The organism is Acinetobacter lwoffii (genome assembly GCF_022809915.1).
Classification (GTDB): Bacteria; Pseudomonadota; Gammaproteobacteria; order Pseudomonadales; family Moraxellaceae; genus Acinetobacter; species Acinetobacter lwoffii_M.
On sequence record NZ_JALGQY010000001.1, the window covers coordinates 90,649 to 113,287 of the forward strand.

Annotated in this window: 16 protein-coding genes, 2 tRNA genes and 2 pseudogenes; 4 read left to right on the top strand and 16 right to left on the bottom strand. The window is 45.5% G+C overall.

Translation table 11 applies throughout. The features are described from left to right. Positions 1 to 2,709, top strand: coding sequence for a translation initiation factor IF-2 (gene infB, locus MTX11_RS00450; RefSeq protein WP_114541781.1), 2,709 nt, complete (start codon positions 1 to 3; stop codon positions 2,707 to 2,709). Beyond that, complete coding sequence (locus MTX11_RS00455; RefSeq protein WP_243474089.1) at positions 2,709 to 3,113, top strand: ribosome-binding factor A; 405 nt, start codon at positions 2,709 to 2,711, stop codon at positions 3,111 to 3,113. The genes infB and MTX11_RS00455 overlap by 1 nt, the downstream gene beginning before the upstream one ends. A gap of 85 nt (positions 3,114 to 3,198) precedes the next feature. On the opposite strand, the gene MTX11_RS00460 is transcribed toward MTX11_RS00455, so the two are convergent. The 11 genes and pseudogenes from MTX11_RS00460 to MTX11_RS00510 all read right to left on the bottom strand — a co-directional run bounded on the left by MTX11_RS00460 (position 3,199) and on the right by MTX11_RS00510 (position 16,276). Continuing rightward, positions 3,199 to 3,600, bottom strand: a complete 402-nt coding sequence (locus MTX11_RS00460; protein WP_180180643.1) for a Na+/H+ antiporter subunit G — start codon at positions 3,598 to 3,600, stop codon at positions 3,199 to 3,201. A 10-nt stretch (positions 3,601 to 3,610) separates the two neighbouring features. Next, positions 3,611 to 3,886, bottom strand: coding sequence for a monovalent cation/H+ antiporter subunit F (locus MTX11_RS00465; RefSeq protein WP_005108490.1), 276 nt, complete (start codon positions 3,884 to 3,886; stop codon positions 3,611 to 3,613). Next, positions 3,883 to 4,401, bottom strand: a complete 519-nt coding sequence (locus tag MTX11_RS00470) for a Na+/H+ antiporter subunit E (protein ID WP_243474090.1) — start codon at positions 4,399 to 4,401, stop codon at positions 3,883 to 3,885. Before MTX11_RS00470 ends, MTX11_RS00465 begins: the two co-directional genes overlap by 4 nt. Continuing rightward, positions 4,401 to 6,209, bottom strand: a complete 1,809-nt coding sequence (locus MTX11_RS00475; RefSeq protein ID WP_243474091.1) for a monovalent cation/H+ antiporter subunit D — start codon at positions 6,207 to 6,209, stop codon at positions 4,401 to 4,403. The genes MTX11_RS00470 and MTX11_RS00475 overlap by 1 nt, the downstream gene beginning before the upstream one ends. Next, the gene (locus MTX11_RS00480) at positions 6,209 to 6,574 is read right to left on the bottom strand and encodes a Na+/H+ antiporter subunit C (protein ID WP_219307513.1); all 366 of its coding nucleotides are present in this window, start codon (positions 6,572 to 6,574) and stop codon (positions 6,209 to 6,211) included. The genes MTX11_RS00475 and MTX11_RS00480 overlap by 1 nt, the downstream gene beginning before the upstream one ends. Before the next feature lie 4 nt (positions 6,575 to 6,578). Further along, complete coding sequence (locus tag MTX11_RS00485) at positions 6,579 to 9,416, bottom strand: monovalent cation/H+ antiporter subunit A (protein ID WP_243474195.1); 2,838 nt, start codon at positions 9,414 to 9,416, stop codon at positions 6,579 to 6,581. Positions 9,417 to 9,852: 436 nt separating this feature from the next. Beyond that, positions 9,853 to 11,235 (bottom strand): annotated as a pseudogene (locus MTX11_RS00490) (ATP-binding protein). A 41-nt stretch (positions 11,236 to 11,276) separates the two neighbouring features. Then, positions 11,277 to 12,779 carry a UvrD-helicase domain-containing protein gene (locus MTX11_RS00495; protein WP_004281118.1) on the bottom strand — a complete coding sequence of 501 codons (1,503 nt, stop codon included), beginning with the start codon at positions 12,777 to 12,779 and terminating at the stop codon, positions 11,277 to 11,279. A gap of 15 nt (positions 12,780 to 12,794) precedes the next feature. Further along, complete coding sequence (gene hisIE, locus MTX11_RS00500) at positions 12,795 to 13,577, bottom strand: bifunctional phosphoribosyl-AMP cyclohydrolase/phosphoribosyl-ATP diphosphatase HisIE (RefSeq protein ID WP_243474092.1); 783 nt, start codon at positions 13,575 to 13,577, stop codon at positions 12,795 to 12,797. A gap of 237 nt (positions 13,578 to 13,814) precedes the next feature. Continuing rightward, a complete protein-coding gene (locus MTX11_RS00505; RefSeq protein ID WP_174894126.1) occupies positions 13,815 to 14,702 on the bottom strand; it encodes an SDR family NAD(P)-dependent oxidoreductase in 888 nt (295 codons plus the stop codon). A 296-nt stretch (positions 14,703 to 14,998) separates the two neighbouring features. Then, a complete protein-coding gene (locus tag MTX11_RS00510) occupies positions 14,999 to 16,276 on the bottom strand; it encodes an O-acetylhomoserine aminocarboxypropyltransferase/cysteine synthase family protein (protein ID WP_243474093.1) in 1,278 nt (425 codons plus the stop codon). Between the two features lie 308 nt (positions 16,277 to 16,584). On the opposite strand from MTX11_RS00510, the gene ettA reads away from it, so the two are divergent. Then, positions 16,585 to 18,246 (top strand): energy-dependent translational throttle protein EttA, encoded by a 1,662-nt coding sequence (gene ettA / locus MTX11_RS00515; RefSeq protein WP_004281122.1) that lies wholly within the window; start codon positions 16,585 to 16,587, stop codon positions 18,244 to 18,246. 77 nt (positions 18,247 to 18,323) lie between these two features. Here the strand turns inward: ettA and MTX11_RS00520 are convergent, their stop codons facing one another. From MTX11_RS00520 to MTX11_RS00540, 5 genes are all read right to left on the bottom strand, one after another. Then, entirely contained in the window at positions 18,324 to 18,665 is a 342-nt protein-coding gene (locus MTX11_RS00520; protein ID WP_004281123.1) for a membrane protein, read from the bottom strand. A 157-nt stretch (positions 18,666 to 18,822) separates the two neighbouring features. Continuing rightward, positions 18,823 to 18,898: transfer RNA gene (locus MTX11_RS00525), tRNA-Glu, on the bottom strand. 38 nt (positions 18,899 to 18,936) lie between these two features. Further along, positions 18,937 to 19,012, bottom strand: a tRNA-Ala gene (locus MTX11_RS00530). 57 nt (positions 19,013 to 19,069) lie between these two features. Further along, positions 19,070 to 20,578 (bottom strand): glutamate--tRNA ligase, encoded by a 1,509-nt coding sequence (gene gltX, locus MTX11_RS00535; RefSeq protein ID WP_243474094.1) that lies wholly within the window; start codon positions 20,576 to 20,578, stop codon positions 19,070 to 19,072. Between the two features lie 127 nt (positions 20,579 to 20,705). Further along, a complete protein-coding gene (locus MTX11_RS00540; RefSeq protein ID WP_184412782.1) occupies positions 20,706 to 21,008 on the bottom strand; it encodes a hypothetical protein in 303 nt (100 codons plus the stop codon). 393 nt (positions 21,009 to 21,401) lie between these two features. Between MTX11_RS00540 and MTX11_RS00545 the strand changes: the two are divergent. Next, positions 21,402 to 22,403 (top strand): annotated as a pseudogene (locus tag MTX11_RS00545) (sulfate ABC transporter substrate-binding protein). The last annotated feature ends 236 nt before the right edge of the window (positions 22,404 to 22,639 follow it).

Here is a 22,639-nt window from a genome sequence, read left to right on the forward strand (position 1 = left end):
ATGACGGACAAGTCGATTAAAGAGTTAGCCCTCAATGTGGGTCGTCCAGTTGAGAAGCTCCTAGAGCAGGTTCGTGAGGCAGGTTTACCACAGCGTAAAGCTGACGATATTATTACCACCGAACAACAAGACAGCTTGATGAGCCATGTGAAAAAGTCACAGGGTTCAGAAAGCCAAGCAGGGCAAATCACGTTGAAACGTAAAACGACTAGTACGGCTAAAGTAGCCAGTACTTCAGGTAAGGCGAAAACGATTAATGTAGAAGTTCGCAAGAAGCATACATTTGTTAAGCCGGATCCAGAACAGATCAAAGCAGAAGCATTGGCGAAAGCCAAGGCTGAGCAACAGGCCAAAGCTGCGCCTGAGCAGAATACAGCGCAAGCTGCTTCTGCTGAAGCTCCAAAAACTGGCGTAAATAACGCGAATAAAGCTCTAGAAGCGATGCGTGCTGCTGCAAAGCAAACCAGCGACAAGCAAGAAGTTTCTAAAGCTGCAGTTGTGGTAAAACGCAAATCAACCAACAAGCCGATTGTGAAGCAAGTTGTTAAACCAACTGAAACCGCTGAACAGAAAAAGGCACGTGAAGCAGAAGCAGCAAAATTAAAAGCTGTTGAAGAAGCAGCACGTCGTAAAGCGGCTGAAGAAGCGCAGCAACGTACGCTTGAACAAATGCGTCAAATGGCGTCTAAGTACACCGCGGAAGATACCACTGCAACTATTCGTGTTGTTGATGATTCTCCTCTGGCTGCCGGTCTTGTTGGTCAGGCATATGAAGACTCTTTTGCGAAAGAAGACCGCGAAATCAAACGTGGTACGAATACGCCGAGCGCGCGTGCACCTAAAAAAGGTGGTCGTCGTGGTCAGGAAGAGCAAAGCTTCAGCAAACAGCCTAAGCGCGGTTTAAAAACCAGTCAAGGCAACAAGCACGGCTTCGAAAAACCTGTGAAAAAACAGGTTTACGATGTTGAAATCGGTGAAACGATTGTCGTTGCTGACTTAGCTGCGAAAATGGCAGTTAAGGTTCGTGAAGTGATTAAATCACTCATGAAAATGGGTGAATTGGTTACTCAGAACCAAGCAATTGATCAAGAAATTGCTGCACTTGTTGTTGAAGAAATGGGCCATAATCCGGTACTGGTTTCTGATACACAAGCTGAAGATAACTTGCTTGAAGCAGCTGAAGAAGCACGTGGTGCGCAATCTACGCGTGCACCTGTTGTTACCATTATGGGTCACGTTGACCATGGTAAAACATCGCTGCTTGACCGTATTCGTCGTGCCAAAGTGGCTGCTGGCGAAGCGGGCGGTATTACCCAGCATATCGGTGCTTATCATGTAACTACTGATAAAGGTATGATTACATTCCTTGATACTCCGGGACATGCAGCATTTACTGCAATGCGTTCACGTGGTGCGAAAGCGACTGATATCGTAGTTCTAGTTGTTGCAGCAGATGATGGTGTAATGCCACAAACTGCAGAAGCAATTGACCATGCACGTGCTGCAGGTACGCCAATCATTGTTGCAATCAACAAGATGGATAAAGAATCTGCTGATCCAGATCGCGTTCTGAATGAATTGACTGTGAAAGAAATCGTACCAGAACAATGGGGTGGTGACGTTCCAGTGGCAATGGTTTCTGCACATACTGGTCAAGGTATTGATGAACTTCTTGATATTATTTCGATTCAAGCTGAACTTCTAGAGCTTAAAGCATCTGAAGAAGGTGCTGCACAAGGTGTTGTCATTGAAGCACGTGTAGACAACAGCCGTGGTGCGGTAACGTCTATTCTGGTTCAAAACGGTACATTGAAAGTAGGTGATCTTGTTCTTGCCGGTTCATCTTATGGTCGCGTTCGTGCGATGACGGATGAAAATGGTCAGCGTATCAAATCTGCAGGTCCTTCGATTCCAGTGGAAATTCTGGGTCTTCCAGAAGCGCCAATGGCAGGTGACGAAGTTCTTGTGGTGAGCGACGAGAAGAAAGCACGTGAAGTTGCCGATGCGCGTATGGATCGTGAACGTCAAAAACGTCTTGAGCGTCAATCTGCAATGCGTCTTGAAAACATCATGGCGTCTATGGGCAAGAAAGATGTGCCTATCGTGAATGTTGTCCTTAAGACTGACGTACGCGGTACCTTGGAAGCATTACACGTTGCACTTGCTGAGCTTGCGACTGACGAAGTTAAAGTACGTATCATTGGTTCTGGTGTAGGTGCGATCACTGAGTCTGACGTGACACTGGCTGAATCTTCAGAAGCAGTTCTACTCGGCTTTAACGTACGTGCGGACAACGCTGCGCGTCAAAAAGCAGATGCAGACAGTATCGACATTCGTTACTACTCAATCATCTATCAATTGATTGATGATGTGAAAGCAGCAATGAGCGGTAAGCTTGCACCAGAACATCGTGAAACGATTCTGGGTGTTGCGCAAGTACGTGAAGTATTCCACTCAAGTAAGTTTGGTGCGGCTGCGGGCTGTATGGTACTTGAAGGCGTATTGCATCGTAACAAACCGATTCGCGTATTACGTGATGACGTGGTTGTGTTCCAGGGCGAGCTTGAATCTCTTCGTCGCTACAAAGAAGTGGTTGAAGAAGTTCGTGCCGGTATGGAATGTGGTCTTGCGGTGAAAGGCTATAAAGACATCAAAGCACTTGATAAGATCGAAGTGTACGATGTTCAACTGATTAAACGGAGTCTTTAATGGCGGGTAGTCAACGTCTGAAGCGTATGGCGGATACAGTACAACGCGAGTTGTCAGAACTGATCCGTCAGGAGCTGAAAGATCCACGCTTAGGTGGTCTTGTGACCATCTCTGCAGTGAAGGTGAGCCCAGACCTGGGATATGCGGAAGTTTATGTCACTGTGATGGGACGTGAACTTGGCGATGAGCAAAGTCAGGAAGCCAATAAAGAAACTTTGGATGTGTTGAACAAAGCATCTGGTTTCTTGCGCCACGAGCTGAGTCGTCGTATCAAAACCCGTATTACGCCTCGTCTACGTTTCCATTACGATAAGACCAATGCATATGGTAACTATATGTTTGGTCTGATCGCTGAAGCAGTGAAGGACTTACCTGAAGCTGAAACAAAAAAAGATGATGAATAAGTCTTAGGACTAAAAAAGCCACCTTCGGGTGGCTTTTTTTATCTCTCTATTTTGAGATTTGGGAGAACTGGAATCGCTTGCTCAATTAATCTAAATCATCATTGCGATTGATTTTCTTTTCATAAAAGGTACGACGGCGTGAACGCTGCCAGGGCAGGGGGCGTTCTAGCGTTTCCGGCACTTCGCCACTCAAAGAGCGTAACCGCAAATGCAATGCAGCCTGTGCCATCAGATTGGCGGATACCGGCGCAGTAATAAAGGCAAACAAGGTAATCAGCACTTCCGCAAAGCCGAAACGGCCATACATGGCAGAGAAAATAATTGCTGCAATTAAGAAACTGCCGAGGCCCAAAGTACTGGATTTGGTTGGTGCATGCAGACGCATGAACAGATCGGGCAAGCGCACCATACCAATTCCGCCAACCAGCATAAAGAAAGCACCAATCAATAGAAAAATCGACACCAGTATTTCTAAAATTAAAGACATTTAAAAACTCCTAGTCGATGACATGGCCAGTGGTAAAATAACGTGCCAAGGCTGCGGTAGAGACAAAGCCCAACATCGCGACCAAGAGTGCACCTTCAAACAGAAATGTACTACTCCAGTAAATACCTAAAATCACCACCAGACAGGTGGCATTCAGAAATAGAGTGTCCAGTGCCAGCAGTCGGTCAACAATAGAGGGACCGGTAATCAGCCGGATCAGACACAGTAACATGGAGATGGTTACCGCACCCAGACAAATCAATAATGCATAAGGTAGAATCGTCATGCTTTTTCTCCTGATCGTGCATTAAAAATCTCAATGAGCGGGCGTTCATAGCGCTGCTTAATCAGCTCGATTTCGGCCGCTTCATCATCTGTGCTTAAGGCATGCACCAGAATATCACCACGATCCTGGTCAATCCCTGCAGAGACTGTACCCGGCGTGGTGGTAATAATCATCGCCAGCAAGGTGTTGACTTCTTCATGTTCGGTATCTAAAGGCACACGGAACCATTTCGGATGCAGGTTCTTGGTTGGACCAAGCACCAGTTTTGCGACTTTAATATTGGCTACTACAATATCCCAAACTACGACAAAGAACAGGTGTAGGGCAGGAGTCCACTGGATATCGGGGGTATAGTCAATAAAGGGTTCGACCATACGTGGAATGATGACTGCGAGTAGCAAGGCCATCAGCAGGGTTCCGGCGTCCAGGCTGTGTGCTAGTAAAACCCAGCTCAGTCCTACAATCACAGAAACCAGTGGATGCGGGAACCAGCGTTGAAATAATGATTCAGCCATTAAGGTCCCTCCGCCGGTTTAAGTTGATTATCATCATATTCGGTCTGTTCAATGTGCTGCTGGTCAATCTGGCGTTGCTTGAATTCAGAAATATTTTCACCCTTCAAGGTCGCTTCTGAAATCACATAAGGAATCAGATGCGCATTGGGATCTATCACCTCACCACCATATTTGGTTTCTGGTAAATACTTCGGATCGAATGGCTGGACGCTAATAAACTGACCTTCTGCATCCGGTTTTAACAGCGCAGCTTCATAGACCGAATTGTTTTTGATCTGTTCTGCAGTCTGATAATTATATTGATAGATTGGTCCTGCAAACACCACGTAGGCGGTTAAGCTCGCGAGCAATATATAAATCACCCGGTCATTGCGTGCCGGCGCTTTACTCGGCAGGGCTTCATATTTATGAAACTCTTCAGAATCAAGATCATCTTCAGGTCTGCTCGAACGCCAGAACAGGATAAAACCGACCCGGGTAAAAGCCAGAATACTGAGAAAACTTACCAGCAAAATGGTCAGGATAATAATCATCTGATAATCTGAATTAGCAGAAGCCTGCAAAATAAAGATTTTACCGAAGAATCCACTAAACGGTGGCAGGCCTGCCATCATCAAGGCGATGATGAAATAGACAATCGAAACCAGCTTGTTCTGTTTCATCAGTGGGGCGATTTTAAAATGATCTTTAAATTCGCCACGCTGTGAGGTAATCCAACCCGACAGAATATAAAATGCGGCCGCAATCAGGGTGCTGTGTACCAGGTAATATAGCGCACCCGCCCAAGCCGCAGTATTATTCAGGCCAATGGCCACCAAAATCGTTCCGACTGAAGACAGCACCATAAAACCGACAAAACGGCGCAGCCGTTCGGTGCCAATCGCACAGATCACTCCATAGACGGATGTGACCAGGCCAATCACTAGCAGACAGTTCATCAGAATCTGATGGCTATATTCATCATCAAAAACCGTGCCGTTGATCCGCAAAATCGCATAAACCCCGACTTTAGTCATGATGGTAAAGAGCGCTGCAACAGGAGTCGTGGCCACGGCATAGGTTTTGGGTAACCAGAAACCCACCGGCAGCATTGCCGCTTTAATCCCAAAGACTACGAATAGCATCAAGCCACCGGCAACCGCCAGTTTATGCTGATCTTCTGCAAGGGTTGGCAGCAAACGGGCCACATCAGCCATATTCAGGCTGCCGACATTGCCATAAATCATCCCGAGTCCAATCAGGAACAGCGCAGACGCCAGCAGGTTAATGGTGACATAGTGAATTCCCAGCTGAAAACGTGCCTTACCTTGTCCATGCAACAGCAGTACATAAGACGCCATCAGCAAAATTTCAAAGAATACGAACAGGTTAAACAAGTCACCGGTTAGGAATGCACCAGTCAGACCCATCAGCAGGAAATGCACCATGGCATGGAAATAACGGCCGCGTAAGTCCCATTCTTTGCTGGCATACCAGACCACAGGCAAGGCGAGCGCATAGGTCAACACCAGCATCATGGCCGAGAGCTGATCAAGCACCAGCACGATTCCAAATGGTGCTGCCCATTCGCTGAGGGTATATACGCTGATTTGGCCCTGACTGCTGTTTATCAGATAGCTAACGGCAATGATCAGGCCCAAGATACCCGAGAGATGGCTGATACCGCGACGCCAAGGTTGACGCCAGTCCGTGATCAGAGAGCCTGCACCCGGATTGCCTAAAAGTACCAGTGCAAAAGCGGTAAAGGCCGGCAAAAGAATACTGAAAATAGGAGTATGTTGAGTCCAGAAATTGAGAAGATCAGTCATTAAGGCTCATCCTCACGTGGATCAATCTGGGGGATATCTTCTTTTGAGTCAACGTGGTCTGTTCCTGATTCGTAGCGGCTACGCAGTGCCAGTTGGACAATAAAGGCAGTGGTGGCAAAGCCAATCACGATGGCCGTCAGCACCAGTGCCTGAGGAAGAGGATCGGTCACATTCGAAGCTTCGGTTAATACTGCAGGCGAATTCATCTGAATCCGGCCCATGGCAAATAAAAACAAGTTGACCGCATAACCAATCATGGCCAAGCCCAACACCACCGGGAAGGTACGCGCCCGCAGGATCAGATAGATGCCTGTGGCTGTCAGCAGGCCAATCGCGGAGGCTAATAAAAATTCTAAACTGATCATTCTATTATCCTCTTGGTACTGGGCCAGACATGCTGGAGTGACGTGAATCGCCTAAGACCGAAATCATCAGCATGGTGGCACCGACGACAGTGACATAGACGCCGACATCAAACAGTGCAGCCGAAGCCAGATGCATTTCTCCAATGATGGGCGGAGAGACATAAATATGTGCACTGGTCAGGAATGGACGTGACCAGAACCAGGTCGCGACTCCAGTCAAACCGGCAATCGTTAAACCGATCCCGATCCAGATTTCATACAGGCGACCGGATTTAGCACCCAGCAACTGTTCGGTTTTGTCCTGTCCCACTGCGATATATTGAATAATGAGTGCCAGTGAAGTCACCAGTCCGGCAATGAAACCACCGCCCGGCAGGTTATGGCCACGCATGAAGATATACAGGCTGACCACCAGCGCGACCGGCAAAATCCAGGATGCGGTAATACGCAACATCAGCGGGGATGGGTTAAAACGATAGGTCAGGCCCTGGGTCATGGTGGTGCCATGCGCACGCATGCCATCCATCAGGCTCAGAACACCAATGGCGGCAATGCCAAGTACGGTAATTTCGCCGAAGGTATCGAAACCACGGAAATCGACCAGAATCACATTCACCACATTGGTTCCGCCGCCCAGAGGAATCGACTGTTGCAGGAAGAACCATGAAATAGAGTTATGATCACGGGTCATGATCAGCCAGGCAATTGCCGCAATCCCGAGACCGCCGCCCAAGGCAATAATGGCATCGCGCCAGCGACGGGTCGGGCTCGATTCATATGGGGTTAACTGCGGCAGTAAAGATAAACTCATCAGGAGCAGAACCGTGGTGACCACATCGACCGTAATCTGGGTCAGTGCCAGATCGGGCGCCGAAAAGCCGATAAAGACCATGGTGACGACCAGACCGACTGCACCGCTAATCAGTACCGCTTTAATCCGTTCATGATGGAACCACAGCAGCATCCAGCAAGCCGAGAACAGCAGTAACCACAAGATAATCGCCAGGGCAGGAGCATGGGTCAGCTCGCGCGTACCCGTACCCACCGCATTGCTGAGTAATGGGAACCCCACCAGCCCGACGGTAAAAATTACAATCCACAATAAATAGCTTTGCAATTTGCCATTTTCAGTGGCACGGCGGAAACGGCGTGAATTCAGCAGCAAATTTTTCAAAAACAGGTCGAACAGCACTCGGCCCTGTAAGCGGCCCAGTTTTGGATCCAGGTCGATTTCACGTAAGGCGCCACCTTTGGCGAGAGAAAAGTAAAAGATTATTCCGCCGAGCAGAGCAATCACACTCATCAGCAGGGGCAGGTTGAAACCATGCCAAAGCGCCAGATGAGTACCTTCAAAATCAAAATTTTGGGTCGTCGCTTGAGTGGTGCTATTGACAATTTTTTCCACCAGAAGAGCGGGCAATAGACCGACTAAAATACATAAAATTGCTAACAAAGTGGCCGGTGCGCGCATACCAAACGCAGGTTCATGTGCATCTTTATTCGGGACCTGCTTGCCTAACGGACCATCGAAAAAGACCCCATGCACCAGTCGAATGGAATAAGCCACCGCAAAAATCCCGGCCAATGTTGCGAAAATAGCGGAGCCCACCATAAGTGGACCACTCAAGCTGGCGACCAGTTCGGTAAAGAACATTTCTTTGGACAGGAAACCATTGGTCAACGGTACACCTGCCATGGATGCTGCCGTGATCATGGTCAGTGTTGCGGTAAAGGGCAGTAATTGCCACAAGCCAGACAATTTACGTAAGTCACGGGTACCGGATTCATGATCGATGATGCCGGCAATCATAAACAGTGCCGCTTTAAAGGTGGCATGGTTAATAATGTGGAAAATCGCTGCTGCAACAGCCAATGGTGAACCAATCCCGAGCAGACACATGATCAGACCTAAATGGCTGATGGTGGAATAGGCGAGCAAGCCTTTCAGGTCTTCCTTAAAAATGGCAAAGAAGGCGGCCATGCACAGGGTAAACAGACCAACAAAGGTCACAATATTATGAAACAGTGCAGCGCCGGCAAAAATCGGGAGCAAACGTGCGACCAGGAATAAACCGGCTTTGACCATGGTGGCCGAGTGCAAATAGGCAGAGACCGGTGTCGGTGCAGCCATGGCATTCGGCAACCAGAAGTGGAACGGGAACTGCGCACTTTTGGTAAAGGCACCAAGTAAAATCAGCAACAAGGTTGGAACAAATAAATGATGGGACTGAATCTGCTCAGTCATCGTCAGGATTTGGTCAAGCTGATAAGTGCCGGTAATTTGACCAAGCAGGACAAAACCGCCCAGCATCGCCAGACCACCCATTCCGGTAATGGTCAAGGCCATACGTGAGCCGCGTTGCGCCGCTTCGTAATTGCTCCAGTAACCCACCAGCAAGAAGGAGGAAATACTGGTCAGTTCCCAGAAAACTAATAAGATAATCAGGTTATTTGACAATGAAATCCCGAGCATGGCGGCCATAAACAGCATCAGCAGAAGATACAGTTTGCTCAGTGAGTTTTTTGGATTGAGATAATAATAGGCATAAATATAAATCAGGGTGCCAATTCCGCTGATCAGCAAGGCAAACAGCAATCCCAGAGAATCCAGGCGAAAACTGAAATCAATGCCGAGCTGGGGCAGCCAGGACCAGGTCTGGGTCATCACTGCACCATCAAAGATGGCAGGCGCCTGACTCAATAATAATAAGAAACTGCTGAGGCTGACACCAATTGCCCCTAAAGCCGTTACCCCGCGCGAAAATTGCTTCAGCCACGAGACAAGGGTTGTGCCTAATACTAACGGTAACAATATAATAATCGGCAGCACACTCGTATCCATTGTCATGATTTAGGTTTTGACCAACCTAAGGTGAATCTTTATCTTTCAAGGATTACAGGACCCCAAGGAGCGACCCAAACTTCTCAATCTTGAAAGCCAAAAGAATATTCAAAAAGAATATAAAACAGTTGTATTGCGCAACTTATAAACGATAGCAAATTCCGATTTTACAATGAAATTCGCAAATAAAACCGATCATATTACAGGATAACAACAACATCAACGTTTTTATGTGGAACTTATAAATTATACGCCGGCTCGGATTTAACAGGCGCTGCATGCTTAAACAGATCATCCAGAAGTGACCGAAAATTAAGATTAAATTGCAGGCATTGATTGTAAATTTGACTCAAAATAGTTTAATCAGGGCAAAAAGAGAATGCTGAAAAGGCTTCCTTGTTTACTCAAACAGTCGCTCTTATTTTTTTGAATCTGTTTAGAGCGACTGAGGTAGCGTCGGATGATGCTCCTGAGCAAGTAAAGCGAGCAATTCTTGTTGCTGTTCCGGATTTAACTGTTGCTGGATCATTTGTAATACAGCAAGCGGTGTGAGGGGTTCGGTGACCGTTTCCAATAAAGTATCTTCGGGAGAGATATCTCTATTTCGCTGCAGTTCCAGCTCTGCGTAGATCTGATCAAACTGGGTTTTCATACTTTCAAGATGAATTGGGTGCAGCTGTTTATTTTCCAGTTTCAGACATTGAAAGGTGTGTGCCTGTTCCAGTAATTCAGACCGGTTGCCGGTTGCAATAATCTGCAAGTTAGGAAAAGCCTGATGCAGGCGTGACAGGATCACTGCTGCCATCTCCTGATCCAGTTGATGATCAATTGCATCAATCAACAAAACGCCTGTACCTTCCTGACACGGAAATAAACTGTTGGGATTCAGCAGACAAAGACGTCGCACAATATCACCCACCAGCGCAATCCAGTTGCGGATACTGTTAGGCAGTTGCTGGAAAGTGAAGACTTGTTGCTGATAGGTCACCATCAGTTGCAGCTTGGGCTGGTATTTTAAATAAATCTGGCTGACTTCTGGCAGGATCAGCGACAGAGCCTGTTTTAAAGCGGTGAGATTTGGTGCATGCAGATGTGCTTGGGCTTTCTCGATCTGCCGGGCCAGTTCATCTCCGCGAATGTTTTCAGACTGCTGCAAGGCACGCGCCAAAATCTGATCCATAATCTTGGCACTTTGCGCATTTTCAATATCACTGATTTCACGAAACCATTCAAAAAAACGGGCAAAGGTGGTGAAAGGAATCGCAGCGATTTCATAAGCATGTGCGGACTGGAGAATGGCCGGGTTATTTTTGCTGAGCAGATTGACTTCATTGGTAAAACGTTCAGCAGGATAATAGGCAATCAGGGGCAAGCCGAGCAGGGGATCGTGCAAGCGGGCTTTGTGATACAGGCTGAGCACGCTTTCAAGCTGTGAGGTTTCTGCTTTGCTAAAGCCCAGACCCTGACTGTTTAAGGTCTTGTAGATTTGCCATGAACAGCTTTGTATGTTGGAAGGCTCAGACTGACTGGATTATGGCAAGCTGCCCATCTCTTCAGGAAAACCAATCCGGATATCAATTTTGGATTGCAGCCGGGTTTGCATGATGTCCTGATCTTGCATCACCAGACCCGCAGCACGGCTGTCGCGATAACGGGCTGCAAACCAGGTCAGTGCCTGATAGCTAAAACGTAAAAGCGTAGTTTTGCCAGTTCCCTGATTGCCCAGAATCAAGGTGACCGGGCATTGCGGATAATTAAACTGGAGCTGAATGTCGGAAAAATGCAGGGTATGTTTCAGTTGAAGCGCTTGGATGTGCATAGATTACCTGTCCTATGATATTTACATCCATGCCATGCACTTTAACCGACTGCCTGCCGAAGCGACTGCGGCATCTTGATCTTCAGTTGCTGAATCAGGTCATAAATGTGATGAATATTTAAACTCACTTTAGCACGTGTACAGGCCACGTAAAGTAATCTTAATTCTTCATCACTAATTTTATGGTCTTTTTCATTCAGCTTAAACTGATAGTCATCTTCAATATGAACCCGATCCCATTCCAGACCTTTGGCCTTGTGTGCCGTGGAAATAATATAGTCGGCCTGGGCAATTGGTGTGATTTTAGCCAGAGCTTTTTTCAGCGGATCGGTGCCATGTTCGTCCACCAGTTTGACCAGTGGCTTGATGTCACTGCCTTCATTAGTTTCACAGTATTCATGGACATCATGCCAGGAGTTAAACCAGGCCAGTTCCGGCACATCAACCACACGTTTGCCCTGTTTCAGCATGGCAGCCGCATCGACAAAACGATTCAGTTTGACGTGATCGGCTTGCAGGCTGACTTTATCGCCACGAACTAAACCTGCTAATAACAGTTCCATGGCGCGGGCATTGGTCCGGCATAAAATTGCATCCCGCATTTTGGTATGCGGTTTATTCACGACTTTAGAATCTAATAGCGGATTGCCGAGTAAAGGCACAGTTTCATTTAAGGCACCTAAAATGGCATTGGCATTCAGGGCAATTTCAGGACCAAAACGAAATGAGGTGGTCAGGCGCGATTCAGGTAAGGGCAGTTGCTGCATGGCATTGACTGCGCCACGCCAGGCATAAATCTGCTGATGCGCGTCTCCGACATAAATCACCTGGGTGCTGCGCTGTTTCAGTAGAATTCCCAGCATTAAGGGATCGGCATCCTGAGCTTCATCGAATAGTACATAATCGGCCGGGATATTTGGCTCGGACAGCGCCCAGAGCTTCAGATAAATGTCATGACCGATGCCGGCCTGATGATTTGGATCAATCGACTCTAGCCAGCGTCGTTCGACTGCCGGATAAAGTTTCTTCTGTAAAGTCTCGATATCATCCGGATGCAACCAGCTCGGCGCCTGAATATGCCGTGGGGCAGGGTATTGCGAACTGGTCGAGCAGAAATAGCCGACCGCATTGGCAACCAAACTTGCCAGACGCGAAGGCATCAAGACATATTTTTCATAACGCCCACCCATCATACGGCGCATGGTCATCGGTTCAAGCCGGTATTCTTTGGCAATAAAACTTGGACTCAAGCGTGGCAAGCGCAGTTTGTCGGTGACTCCACGTGGAACACTGCGAAACGCCAGCGAGTGAAAAGTACGGCAATCGACACCCCGGTGAAACTTGGCCTGTGCTTCACTGGCAATGGCCTTGTTAAAAGCCAGATACATGCCACGTCTTTGTGGCATGGCATCACTGATCATTTGCAGGGTAGTGGTTTTACCTGTGCCCGCATAGGCAATCACCTTAAAGGATTTACCCAGACGTGCGTTATCAATGGCAGTCGCCTGCTCATAGGTCGCGGTCGGTTTTTTTAAATCAGACACAGATGAATTCAAGGCTTAATGCTGACGGTTGGCTTTTTCAACCAGGCCGGATAAGCCTTGGCGACGTGCCAGTTCATTTAATACCAATTGCACATCCAGGTCGAAATAGCCGAGCATGACGATAGTATGGAACCACAGATCTGCCACTTCATAGATCAGATCATTTTTATGGTCTACGGAAGCATTCTGATCAAAATCTTTGGCTGCCAGCACGGTCTCAAAGCTTTCTTCACCGACTTTTTCCAGAATCTTGTTCAGGCCTTTATGGTACAGCTTGGCCACATAAGAGGAGTCCGGATCGGCCTGTTTGCGTTCTGCCATCATTTGACCCAGATAAGACAGGACTTCAACCTGTTCAGATTGGGCGGTTGAGGCTTCCATCGCCAGCGTATGCGGATTCGTAGATTTTTCGCCATAAATCGCAGATGGATCTTTCAACTGTGCATCGACAATTTCCCAGCCATTTGGCGTGAGCTTGCGATAGAAACATGATTCACGGCCAGTATGGCAGGCGATACCGCCATGTTGTTCAATTTGCAGCACAATCACATCGGCATCACAGTCCAGACGGATTTCATGTACAGTCTGAAAATGTCCTGATTCTTCGCCCTTATGCCATAACTTGTTGCGTGAACGGGAGAAATACACCGCCTGATTTTTTTCGGCAGTTAAAGCCAAGGCTTCACGGTTCATCCAGGCCACCATCAACACACGTCCGGTTTGATGATGCTGGGCAATGGCAGGAACTAATCCTTGTTCGTTAAATTTTACTTCATCGAGCCATTGCGCGTTGTTCATAAGGGTTTCCATCATTTCAATCAAAATATAAAAATACGGATAGGAAATATCCGCTGATAGTGTACGTGATCTCGCAGCATTTGCGGCAAAAATCTGTATCGATCAGGACAGGCTGTGTCGTGGTTTTTTAAATCAGTTCACTTTATTCCAGTTCTTACAAAACTGAGCTATAGAAAAGCCGCCTAGTTGGCGGCTGGTATTTTCATTCAATTATTCGTATGAAAACCATATAAAAAATTACCAATGTTCGCCCGGGAACAGACGCGCATATGCTTTTTGCACCAAGTTCAGTTTTTGCGGTTGACCCACAGAGGCACTTGAACTTGGGAACAGGTTATAACCAATCGACATCAAGACATTGTTGATATCCGGTGCAATTGAATAGGTAATGGAAGCCAGGCGGCCCAAACCGGTCGCCACTTTCTTCGGACGTTTCACAATCGCATAGGCAATGAGGTCAGCCGCCTGTTCCGGAGAAAGTGTTGGGACATATTTATAAATTTTGGTCGGCGCAATCATCGGGGTGCGCACCAAAGGCATATAGATCGAAGTAATTGCGATTTTATGTGAATGCACTTCTGCAGACAGACAGCGGCTGAAGGCATCCAACGCAGCTTTTGAAGCAACATAGGCCGAAAAGCGGGTGGCATTGGCCAGTACGCCAATCGAACTAATGTTAATAATATGACCCGCGCGACGAATCATCATTTGCGGCAGGATATTCATTACCAGACGCACGGCGCCAAAATAGTTCAGCTGCATGGTCCGTTCAAAATCATGAAAACGATCTACTGACTCGTGTACCGCACGGCGAATCGAACGTCCTGCATTATTGATCAGAATATCAATATGATCGACTGAGGCAATAATCTGTTTGGAAACTTCATCAATCGCTTCCATATTGTTTAAATCACATGGAAAGATTGAGGCTTTGCCGCCTTTGGCTTCAATTTCTGATTTTACTTGTTCTAGGGTTTCCTGAGTACGGGCTACCAGTAAAACATGGGCACCTGCATCAGCCAGTTGATGTGCTGTCGTTAAACCAATACCGCTGGATGCACCGGTAATCAGGACGGTTTTACCTGCAACACGTTTTTCCAGTTGTTTGTGTAGTCTAGTTTTCACGTTTGTTATCCCTAATTTGAAGTCAGCGTTCAAATTATTTTTATTAAAGGTCTATGGCGCTCTAACAGAAGATGAGAGCGAAGGTGAGTCCAGATATGATAACCAATTCTTCAAGAAAATCTATAAATTAAACTATTGAAATTAAAATAAAAATTAGAGTAATTGCTCTATTTGTGTTCACTCTTTCATTTAACTTTTAACATGAAAATAAAAAGCAAAGCAAGTGGCTGTTTTAGAAAATAAATAAAAAAACCTCACCAAAATGATGAGGTTTCGAATCGGCTCGGGCACCGTTTTTAAACGGTCTCCAGCGCCTGTTCCAGATCGGCAATCAGGTCATCACTATGTTCAATTCCAATGGATAAACGCACCATATCTTCACTGACACCGGCAGATTTCAGTTCTTCAGCGTTGAGCTGACGATGCGTAGTAGTCGCCGGATGGCAGGCCAGACTTTTAGCGTCGCCGATATTGACCAGACGGGTGAACAATTGCAGGGCATCAATAAAACGTGTGCCGCCTTCGAGACCATGTTCTACCCCAAAGGTCAGAATGGCAGACGGTTTGCCTTTCACATATTTTTGTGCCAAGGCATGCTGTGGATGATCTTTGAGGCCTGCATAATTAACCCATTTTACTTTCGGATGTTGCTGTAAATATTCCGCCACTTTCAGGGCATTTTCGGTATGACGTTCCATACGTAAGCTTAAAGTTTCCAGACCTTGCAGAATCAGGAATACATTCTGTGGACTAATCGCAGCACCGGTATTGCGCAGTGGTACGACACGGGCACGAGCGATATAAGCCGCTTCTCCCAAAACTTCGACATAGTTCACGCCGTGGTAGCTTGGATCAGGTGTATTGAGCGCAGGGAAACGTTCAGGATATTTACCCCACGGGAATTTACCGCTATCCACAATAATGCCGCCAATTGAATTGCCATGACCGCCGATATATTTGGTCAGGGAATGCACTACAATATCCGCACCGAAATCGAAAGATTTCTGTAAGACTGGGGTAGCGACAGTATTGTCCACAATCACCGGTACGCCATATTCGTGCGCAATTTTAGCAATGGCTTCCAAATCAATAATATTACCGAGTGGATTACCAATCGATTCGACAAAGACCAGTTTGGTTTTTTCATCAATCAAATCACGCAGACTTTCCGGTTGTTCATAATCAAAGAAACGGACTTCAATGCCCTGTTTTGGCAGGGTATGTGCAAACAGGTTATAGGTACCGCCATATAGTGTTGACACAGAAGCAATGTTGTCACCGGCTTCCGCAATTGTCTGAATGGCATAAGTAATCGCAGCCATGCCAGAGGCCAAAGCCAGGGCGCCAATTCCTCCTTCCAGTGCTGCAACACGTTGTTCCAGAACCGCAGTGGTCGGGTTCATAATCCGGGTATAGATATTTCCCTGTACCTTTAAATCAAACAGATCGGCCCCATGTTGTGTATTGTCAAAGGCATAAGACGTGGTTTGGTAAATCGGTACTGCCACAGCTTTAGTGGTTGCTTCAGGGGTATAACCTGCATGAATCGCAAGGGTTTCTGCTTTATAACTCATTCTGTTTGATCTTCTTGTTTAAGTTTATGGCTTGAGTGTAGCATTTTCACATATAAGTAAAAGTGCAATTTTATTGAAATAAATATATGAAATATTCATATATCGACCTGGATTTGAGTCATTTATTTTACTGAAAACAGTTGTTTAAAAAAACATCATCAATAAACTTGTAACAATGCATTGAAGTTCATGGCAATGGCTTATGTTTTCGCAGCTTTCTGCGTATAATAGCCGATTATTTTTTCGCTCATTTTTGAGCTGGGGTGGTTGTTTTAACCCCATTTGGTTTTTCAGTTGAGGAGTCCTACGTGGCCCAATATATTTACACGATGAACCGAGTGTCGAAGATGGTTCCGCCTAAGCGCGAAATCCTGAAAGACATCTCCTTATCATTTTTCCCAGGCGCTAAAATTGGTGTGCTTGGTTTAAACGGTGCAGGTAAATCTACCTTGCTTCGTATTATGGCGGGCGTAGATAAAGATTTCTCTGGTGAGGCACGTGCGCAACCGGGTACAAAAATCGGTTATCTTGAGCAAGAACCACCTTTAGATGAAACCAAAGATGTTCGTGGTAACGTCGAAGATGGTTTACGTGAACCTCTTGATGCCTTGGCACGTCTGGATGAAGTCTTTGCTGAATATGCAGCAGAAGATGCAGATTTCGATGCACTTGCGAAAGAACAAGAGAAGCTTGAGGCGATTATCCAGACTTGGGATGCACATAACCTTGCGAACCAGATGGATCAAGCAGCTGCAGCATTGAACCTGCCTGCTTGGGATGCAGACGTATCTAAGCTTTCAGGTGGTGAACGCCGCCGTGTGGCGCTGTGCCGTTTACTTCTGTCTAAACCAGATATGTTACTTCTAGACGAACCGACGAACCATTTAGATGCTTCTTCTGTATCTTGGTTGGAACGTTTCTTGAAAGACTTCCCGGGTACCATCGTTGCGATTACGCACGACCGTTACTTCCTGGATAACGTAGCTGAATGGATTCTTGAGCTTGACCGTGGCATGGGTATTCCGTATCAAGGTAACTATTCTTCTTGGCTTGAGCAGAAAAATGCCCGTTTAGAGCAAGAGAACAAGCAGGAAGAATCTTTTGCTAAAGCATTGAAAAAAGAACTTGAATGGGTTCGTTCAAATGCCAAAGGTCAGCAAAAGAAAAACAAAGCGCGTATGGAGCGTTTTGAAGAGCTTAACTCACGCGAATTCCAGCAGCGTAACGAAACCTCTGAAATCTACATTCCACCTGGTCCACGTCTGGGCAACAAGGTTGTAGAAGTTGAAGGCATCAGCAAATCGTTTGGTGATCGCTTACTGTACAAAGATTTAACGTTCACAGTACCACCTGCTGCCATTGTGGGTATCGTGGGTGAGAACGGTGCAGGTAAAACCACGCTATTCCGTATGATGACTGGCGAACAGCAACCAGATACCGGTACGGTAACGCTGGGTGAATCGGTTAAAGTGGCTTATGTCGGTCAGATCCGTGACACGCTAGACAACAACAAAACTGTCTGGGAAGAAGTGTCTGGTGGTTTAGATATCTTGAAGATTGGTGATTACGAAATCGCATCTCGTGCGTATATCGGTCGCTTTAACTTTAAAGGCCAAGATCAGCAAAAGCGCGTAGGTCAATTGTCAGGTGGTGAGCGTAACCGTTTACAACTTGCGAAAATCCTGCAAATGGGTGCAAACGTGATCTTGCTGGATGAACCATCGAACGACTTGGACATCGAAACCTTGCGTGCACTTGAGGATGCCATTTTGGTATTCCCGGGTACTGTGATGGTGATCTCGCATGACCGTTGGTTCTTGGACCGTATTGCAACGCACATCTTGTCATTTGAAGGTGAAACACCTGAATTCTTCACCGGTAACTATGCTGAGTTTGAAGAATATCGCCGTAAGCGTGATGGTGATGATCTTGTAGCGAAGCGTCAAAAATATCGCAAAATCGGTGTTTAATCATCTCCGACTTTTGTAAATAAAAAAACCAGCCTCAAGGCTGGTTTTTTTATGTTTATTATATGGTGAAGGGTAAATTAGATTTCCCACTCATGATTACATTCACGGCATTTCCATTTCTTTTGTGTTTGCATGAATGCCTGCATTGAAATTTTAAAATCAGGTAAGTCCTTATAGAACATAAAGCCTGCGATCAAAGAAAGAATAAAGACGATCACAGTCGCAGTCTGTAAAGTGGTACCTGCACCATCGCCAAAAATCCACATCGCGATACTAATAATCACCAGCAATAACAACAGGAACAGGGCAGGGACCAGAAACATTAAGCTTTTAGGAACCACTGGACGTGGAGCTGCTTGACCTGGCTGGGCCACTGGCATGATTTTCGGGCTTTGACACTTAGGGCAACGATATTGCATTACAACTCCAAAATTCTAAATTACTGATTATTTTATCGGAAGATGCGAAGAAACCGAAATATTGCCCAACATAAAATATACAGGCAATAAAAAACCCAAGTCGTAATGCTTGGGTTTTTTATAAGATGACCATAATATATTATGGTCATCTTGAATATGGCGTCCCTACGGGGATTCGAACCCCGGTTACCGCCGTGAAAGGGCGATGTCCTAGGCCTCTAGACGATAGGGACAATTGAGGCAAATAACACAGCTAAAGCAAGACTTGATTTGGTGGAGTCAAGGAGGATCGAACTCCTGACCTCTACAATGCCATTGTAGCGCTCTACCAACTGAGCTATGACCCCAGTCTGTGTGAGCGCTATATTAGGGATATCGCACTCACACGTCAACACAAAAATTAATTAAGCTTGATCAACTGCTTCATTTTTCGGCAACTTTAAGCTTTCATTGAGTTTTTCCCAGACTTTCAACTCTTTTTTGCTTGGACCACCGACAATTTCCAGCGCATGACGTAAACGTGCAAAGGTTAAATCAGGACCAATGGTCACCATCGTTTGCATCACGGGTGTAGACGCAGTCGAACCGGCGATCGCAATAAAGAACGCAGGCATGAAATCACGTAACTTGATTTCCATCTGTGTCGCCAAGTCCATCAAGGTCTGGCTCACCGTGTCGTTATTCCAAGTAAACAGGCTTTCTAAACGCCAAATTGCGAATTGAAGACTTTGACGTACCTGTTCATCCGACAGTTTCTTGCTTTCAAACTGTTCTTTAGACAGGGTCGGGAAGTGGTTGAAGTAATGCGCAGACCAATTTACTGCTTCAGACAGCAGGTTAATACGTGGTTGAATCGCAGCCGCAATTTCTTCTAACTTGGCACGATCTGCTTTCCAGGCCAATAATGTGTCTAGAAGTTCAGCCGGGCTGAGTGCCTTGATCCATTGACCGTTTAACCAGTTTAGTTTCTCGACATCAAAGATCGGACCACCAAGTGATACACGTTTGATATCAAAATGTTCAATCATTTCTGCCAGAGTGAATTTTTCACTTTCATCTGGCATTGACCAGCCCATACGACCTAGGTAGTTCAACAAGGCTTCAGGTAGTACACCGATGTCTCTATAGTAGTTAATTGAGGTCGGGTTTTTACGTTTAGACAGCTTAGATTTATCCGGGTTACGCAGCAGTGGCATGTGGCATAGTACCGGCATGTCCCAACCGAAATATTGATACAGTAACTGATGTTTCGGCGCAGATGGAATCCATTCTTCACCACGAATTACGTGGGTGATTTGCATCAAATGATCATCTACTACGTTTGCTAAATGGTAGGTTGGGAGGCCATCGGTTTTTAGCAGGATTTGCATGTCTACTTGCGCCCATGGAATTTCCACTTCGCCACGCAGCATGTCATTGAATTTACATACGCCTTCGGTTGGTACTTTCATACGGATGACGTGTGGTTCACCAGCGGCCAAACGACGCTCAACTTCTTCTTGAGTGAGATTCAGACCGCGACCATCATAACGTGGCGACTCACCACGTGCCTGCTGTTCTGCACGCATTTGATCTAGTTCTTCTGCAGTTGCAAAACAGTAGAAAGCATGGCCTTTCTCTACCAGTTCCAAGGCATAATTTTTATAGATATCCATACGTTCTGACTGGCGATACGGCGCATGCGGGCCACCGACATCAGGACCTTCAGACCAGTTCAGACCCAACCAGCGCAATGAATCTAGGATCATTTTTTCAGATTCAGACGTTGAGCGCAGTTGGTCAGTATCTTCAATACGAAGAATGAATTCACCACCATGCTGTTTAGCAAAACATAAGTTAAACAAGGCGATATAGGCAGTACCTACATGCGGAAAACCAGTAGGAGAAGGTGCAATACGAGTACGAACAGTCATAGCCGGATCTAATCTTAGATATAAAATTGCAGCTATTATAGCGAAAAAGCCACATCACTTAATGCTTTATTCAACATTGAATGATGTGGCTTTTAAATCCGGGAATATTCAGCGCTGTTGATGCTGATTAAGAATGAGCACTCGAAAAAATACTTTGGACAAAGCGGGTGAAGCGGTAATTCTGTTCTGCAAAGAAATTTTGCGAAGGTGCGACTTTAAATGCAGTCAAGACTTTTAGATTATCTTCTGTTTGAAGTGTTTTTTCAGTTTTTTGTTGCTGAATCGCTTTTTCAATCGGCGAAGTCTTGCTTTCAACAGTGCTTACTGTAGGCTTCGGCAAGTCTGTCTTCACAACGACGGCATGACCGAGTTGAATCGAGAACAAAATAATCAGGCTTAGGATGCTGGCTGTGAATAATGTAAATTTCATATCCAAACTTCCTCCTTACTTCTGGTTGGTTTTATTTTGTTAAAAATGTTTTTTTAATACTCTGTCTACAATTTAATCACAATTGATCATAAAGAAGTAGAACCAAGTCACATTTTTTACAAAATAAATAATATAACTCTGTGGAAAATTACCAAAAATCGTAATTTCCTGTTTTGGTGGCCTATTTTTAACAGACAACTGTGAAGAGAACGTGAAGAACTGTCTTATATTGTAGCAGAAGATTACTTTTCTAGCAGAATATGTATCCGAATTTAATTGTTAGAAGATATCTCAAAATCAGCAATAGATTGTAGATATTGTTATAAATGTATGATTGTTATGTTTATTTTTGATTTGTATAGTGCGGGTCATATAAACAATGAGTTACATCAGATGAAAAAAATAATAGCATCCGCAATCTTGACAATTTTAGTGGGAACAGCAGTACAGGATTCTATTGCCAAACATTTCCTGAATGTCTCTTATGACCCGACCCGTGAATTTTATCAGGAATATAATGAAGAATTTGGCAAGTTCTGGAAGCAGAAAACCGGACAAACGGTTAATTTTAAACAGTCGCATGGCGGTTCAGGCAAGCAGGCACGTTCGGTGGTCGATGGTTTGCAGGCCAATGTCGTAACCTTGGCCTTGGCCAATGATATCGAAGAAATCGTCAATGCAGGTTTAATCGAGAAAGACTAGCAAAAAGAGTTTCCGAGTAATTCGGCACCTTATACCTCTACGATTGTATTCTTGGTGCGTAAAGGGAATCCAAAGCAAATCAAAGACTGGAATGATCTGACCAAAGCGGGTGTGGACATTATTACCCCAAACCCAAAAACCGGTGGCGCACCGCGTTGGATCTACCTGTCTGCTTGGGGTTATGCGCTGAAACAGCCTGGCGGGAATGATGCGAAAGCCAAAGAGCTGGTGAAAAAACTTTATCAAAATGTCAAAGTGCTCGACTCCGGTGCTCGTGGTTCACTGACGACGTTTGCCGAGCGCGGCATTGGCGATGTGCTTTTATCCTGGGAAAATGAAGCCTTGCTGGCGACGCAAGGGCTGGGTAAAGACAAATACGATATCGTCTATCCATCGATTTCCATTCTGGCCGAGCCATCAGTAGCGATTGTCGATAAAAACGTGAATAAAAATGGCAATATCCATCTGGCCAAAGGTTATTTGAACTATTTGTATTCACCGAAAGGGCAGGAGCTTGCTGCGAAATATTTCTTCCGTCCGCGGGACGCCAAAGTGGCTGCCAAATATTCAGCCCAGTTTCCGAAAATCCAGACCTTTACCATTGATAAAGTCTTTGGTGGTTGGGCCAAAGCGCAAAAAACACATTTTGTGAATGGGGCGATTTATGACCAGATTTACAATGAAAAAAGATAAGTAAGCGGTAGTCTAAATAAAATAAAGAAAATGGCTAAAGTGTTATCCATTTTCTTTATATCTAATGCATAAAATTCTATATATTAGATATAAGTAGAATAATAAATAGTATTTTCCCTTTAAAAACAGAATATTAATATAGAAAAACCTTTCATTTTATCGTGTTGTGATGTTGTAGGGTGAATTGCGATAAATGATTTTATTTCATATAGTTATATCTAATGAAGATAAACTCT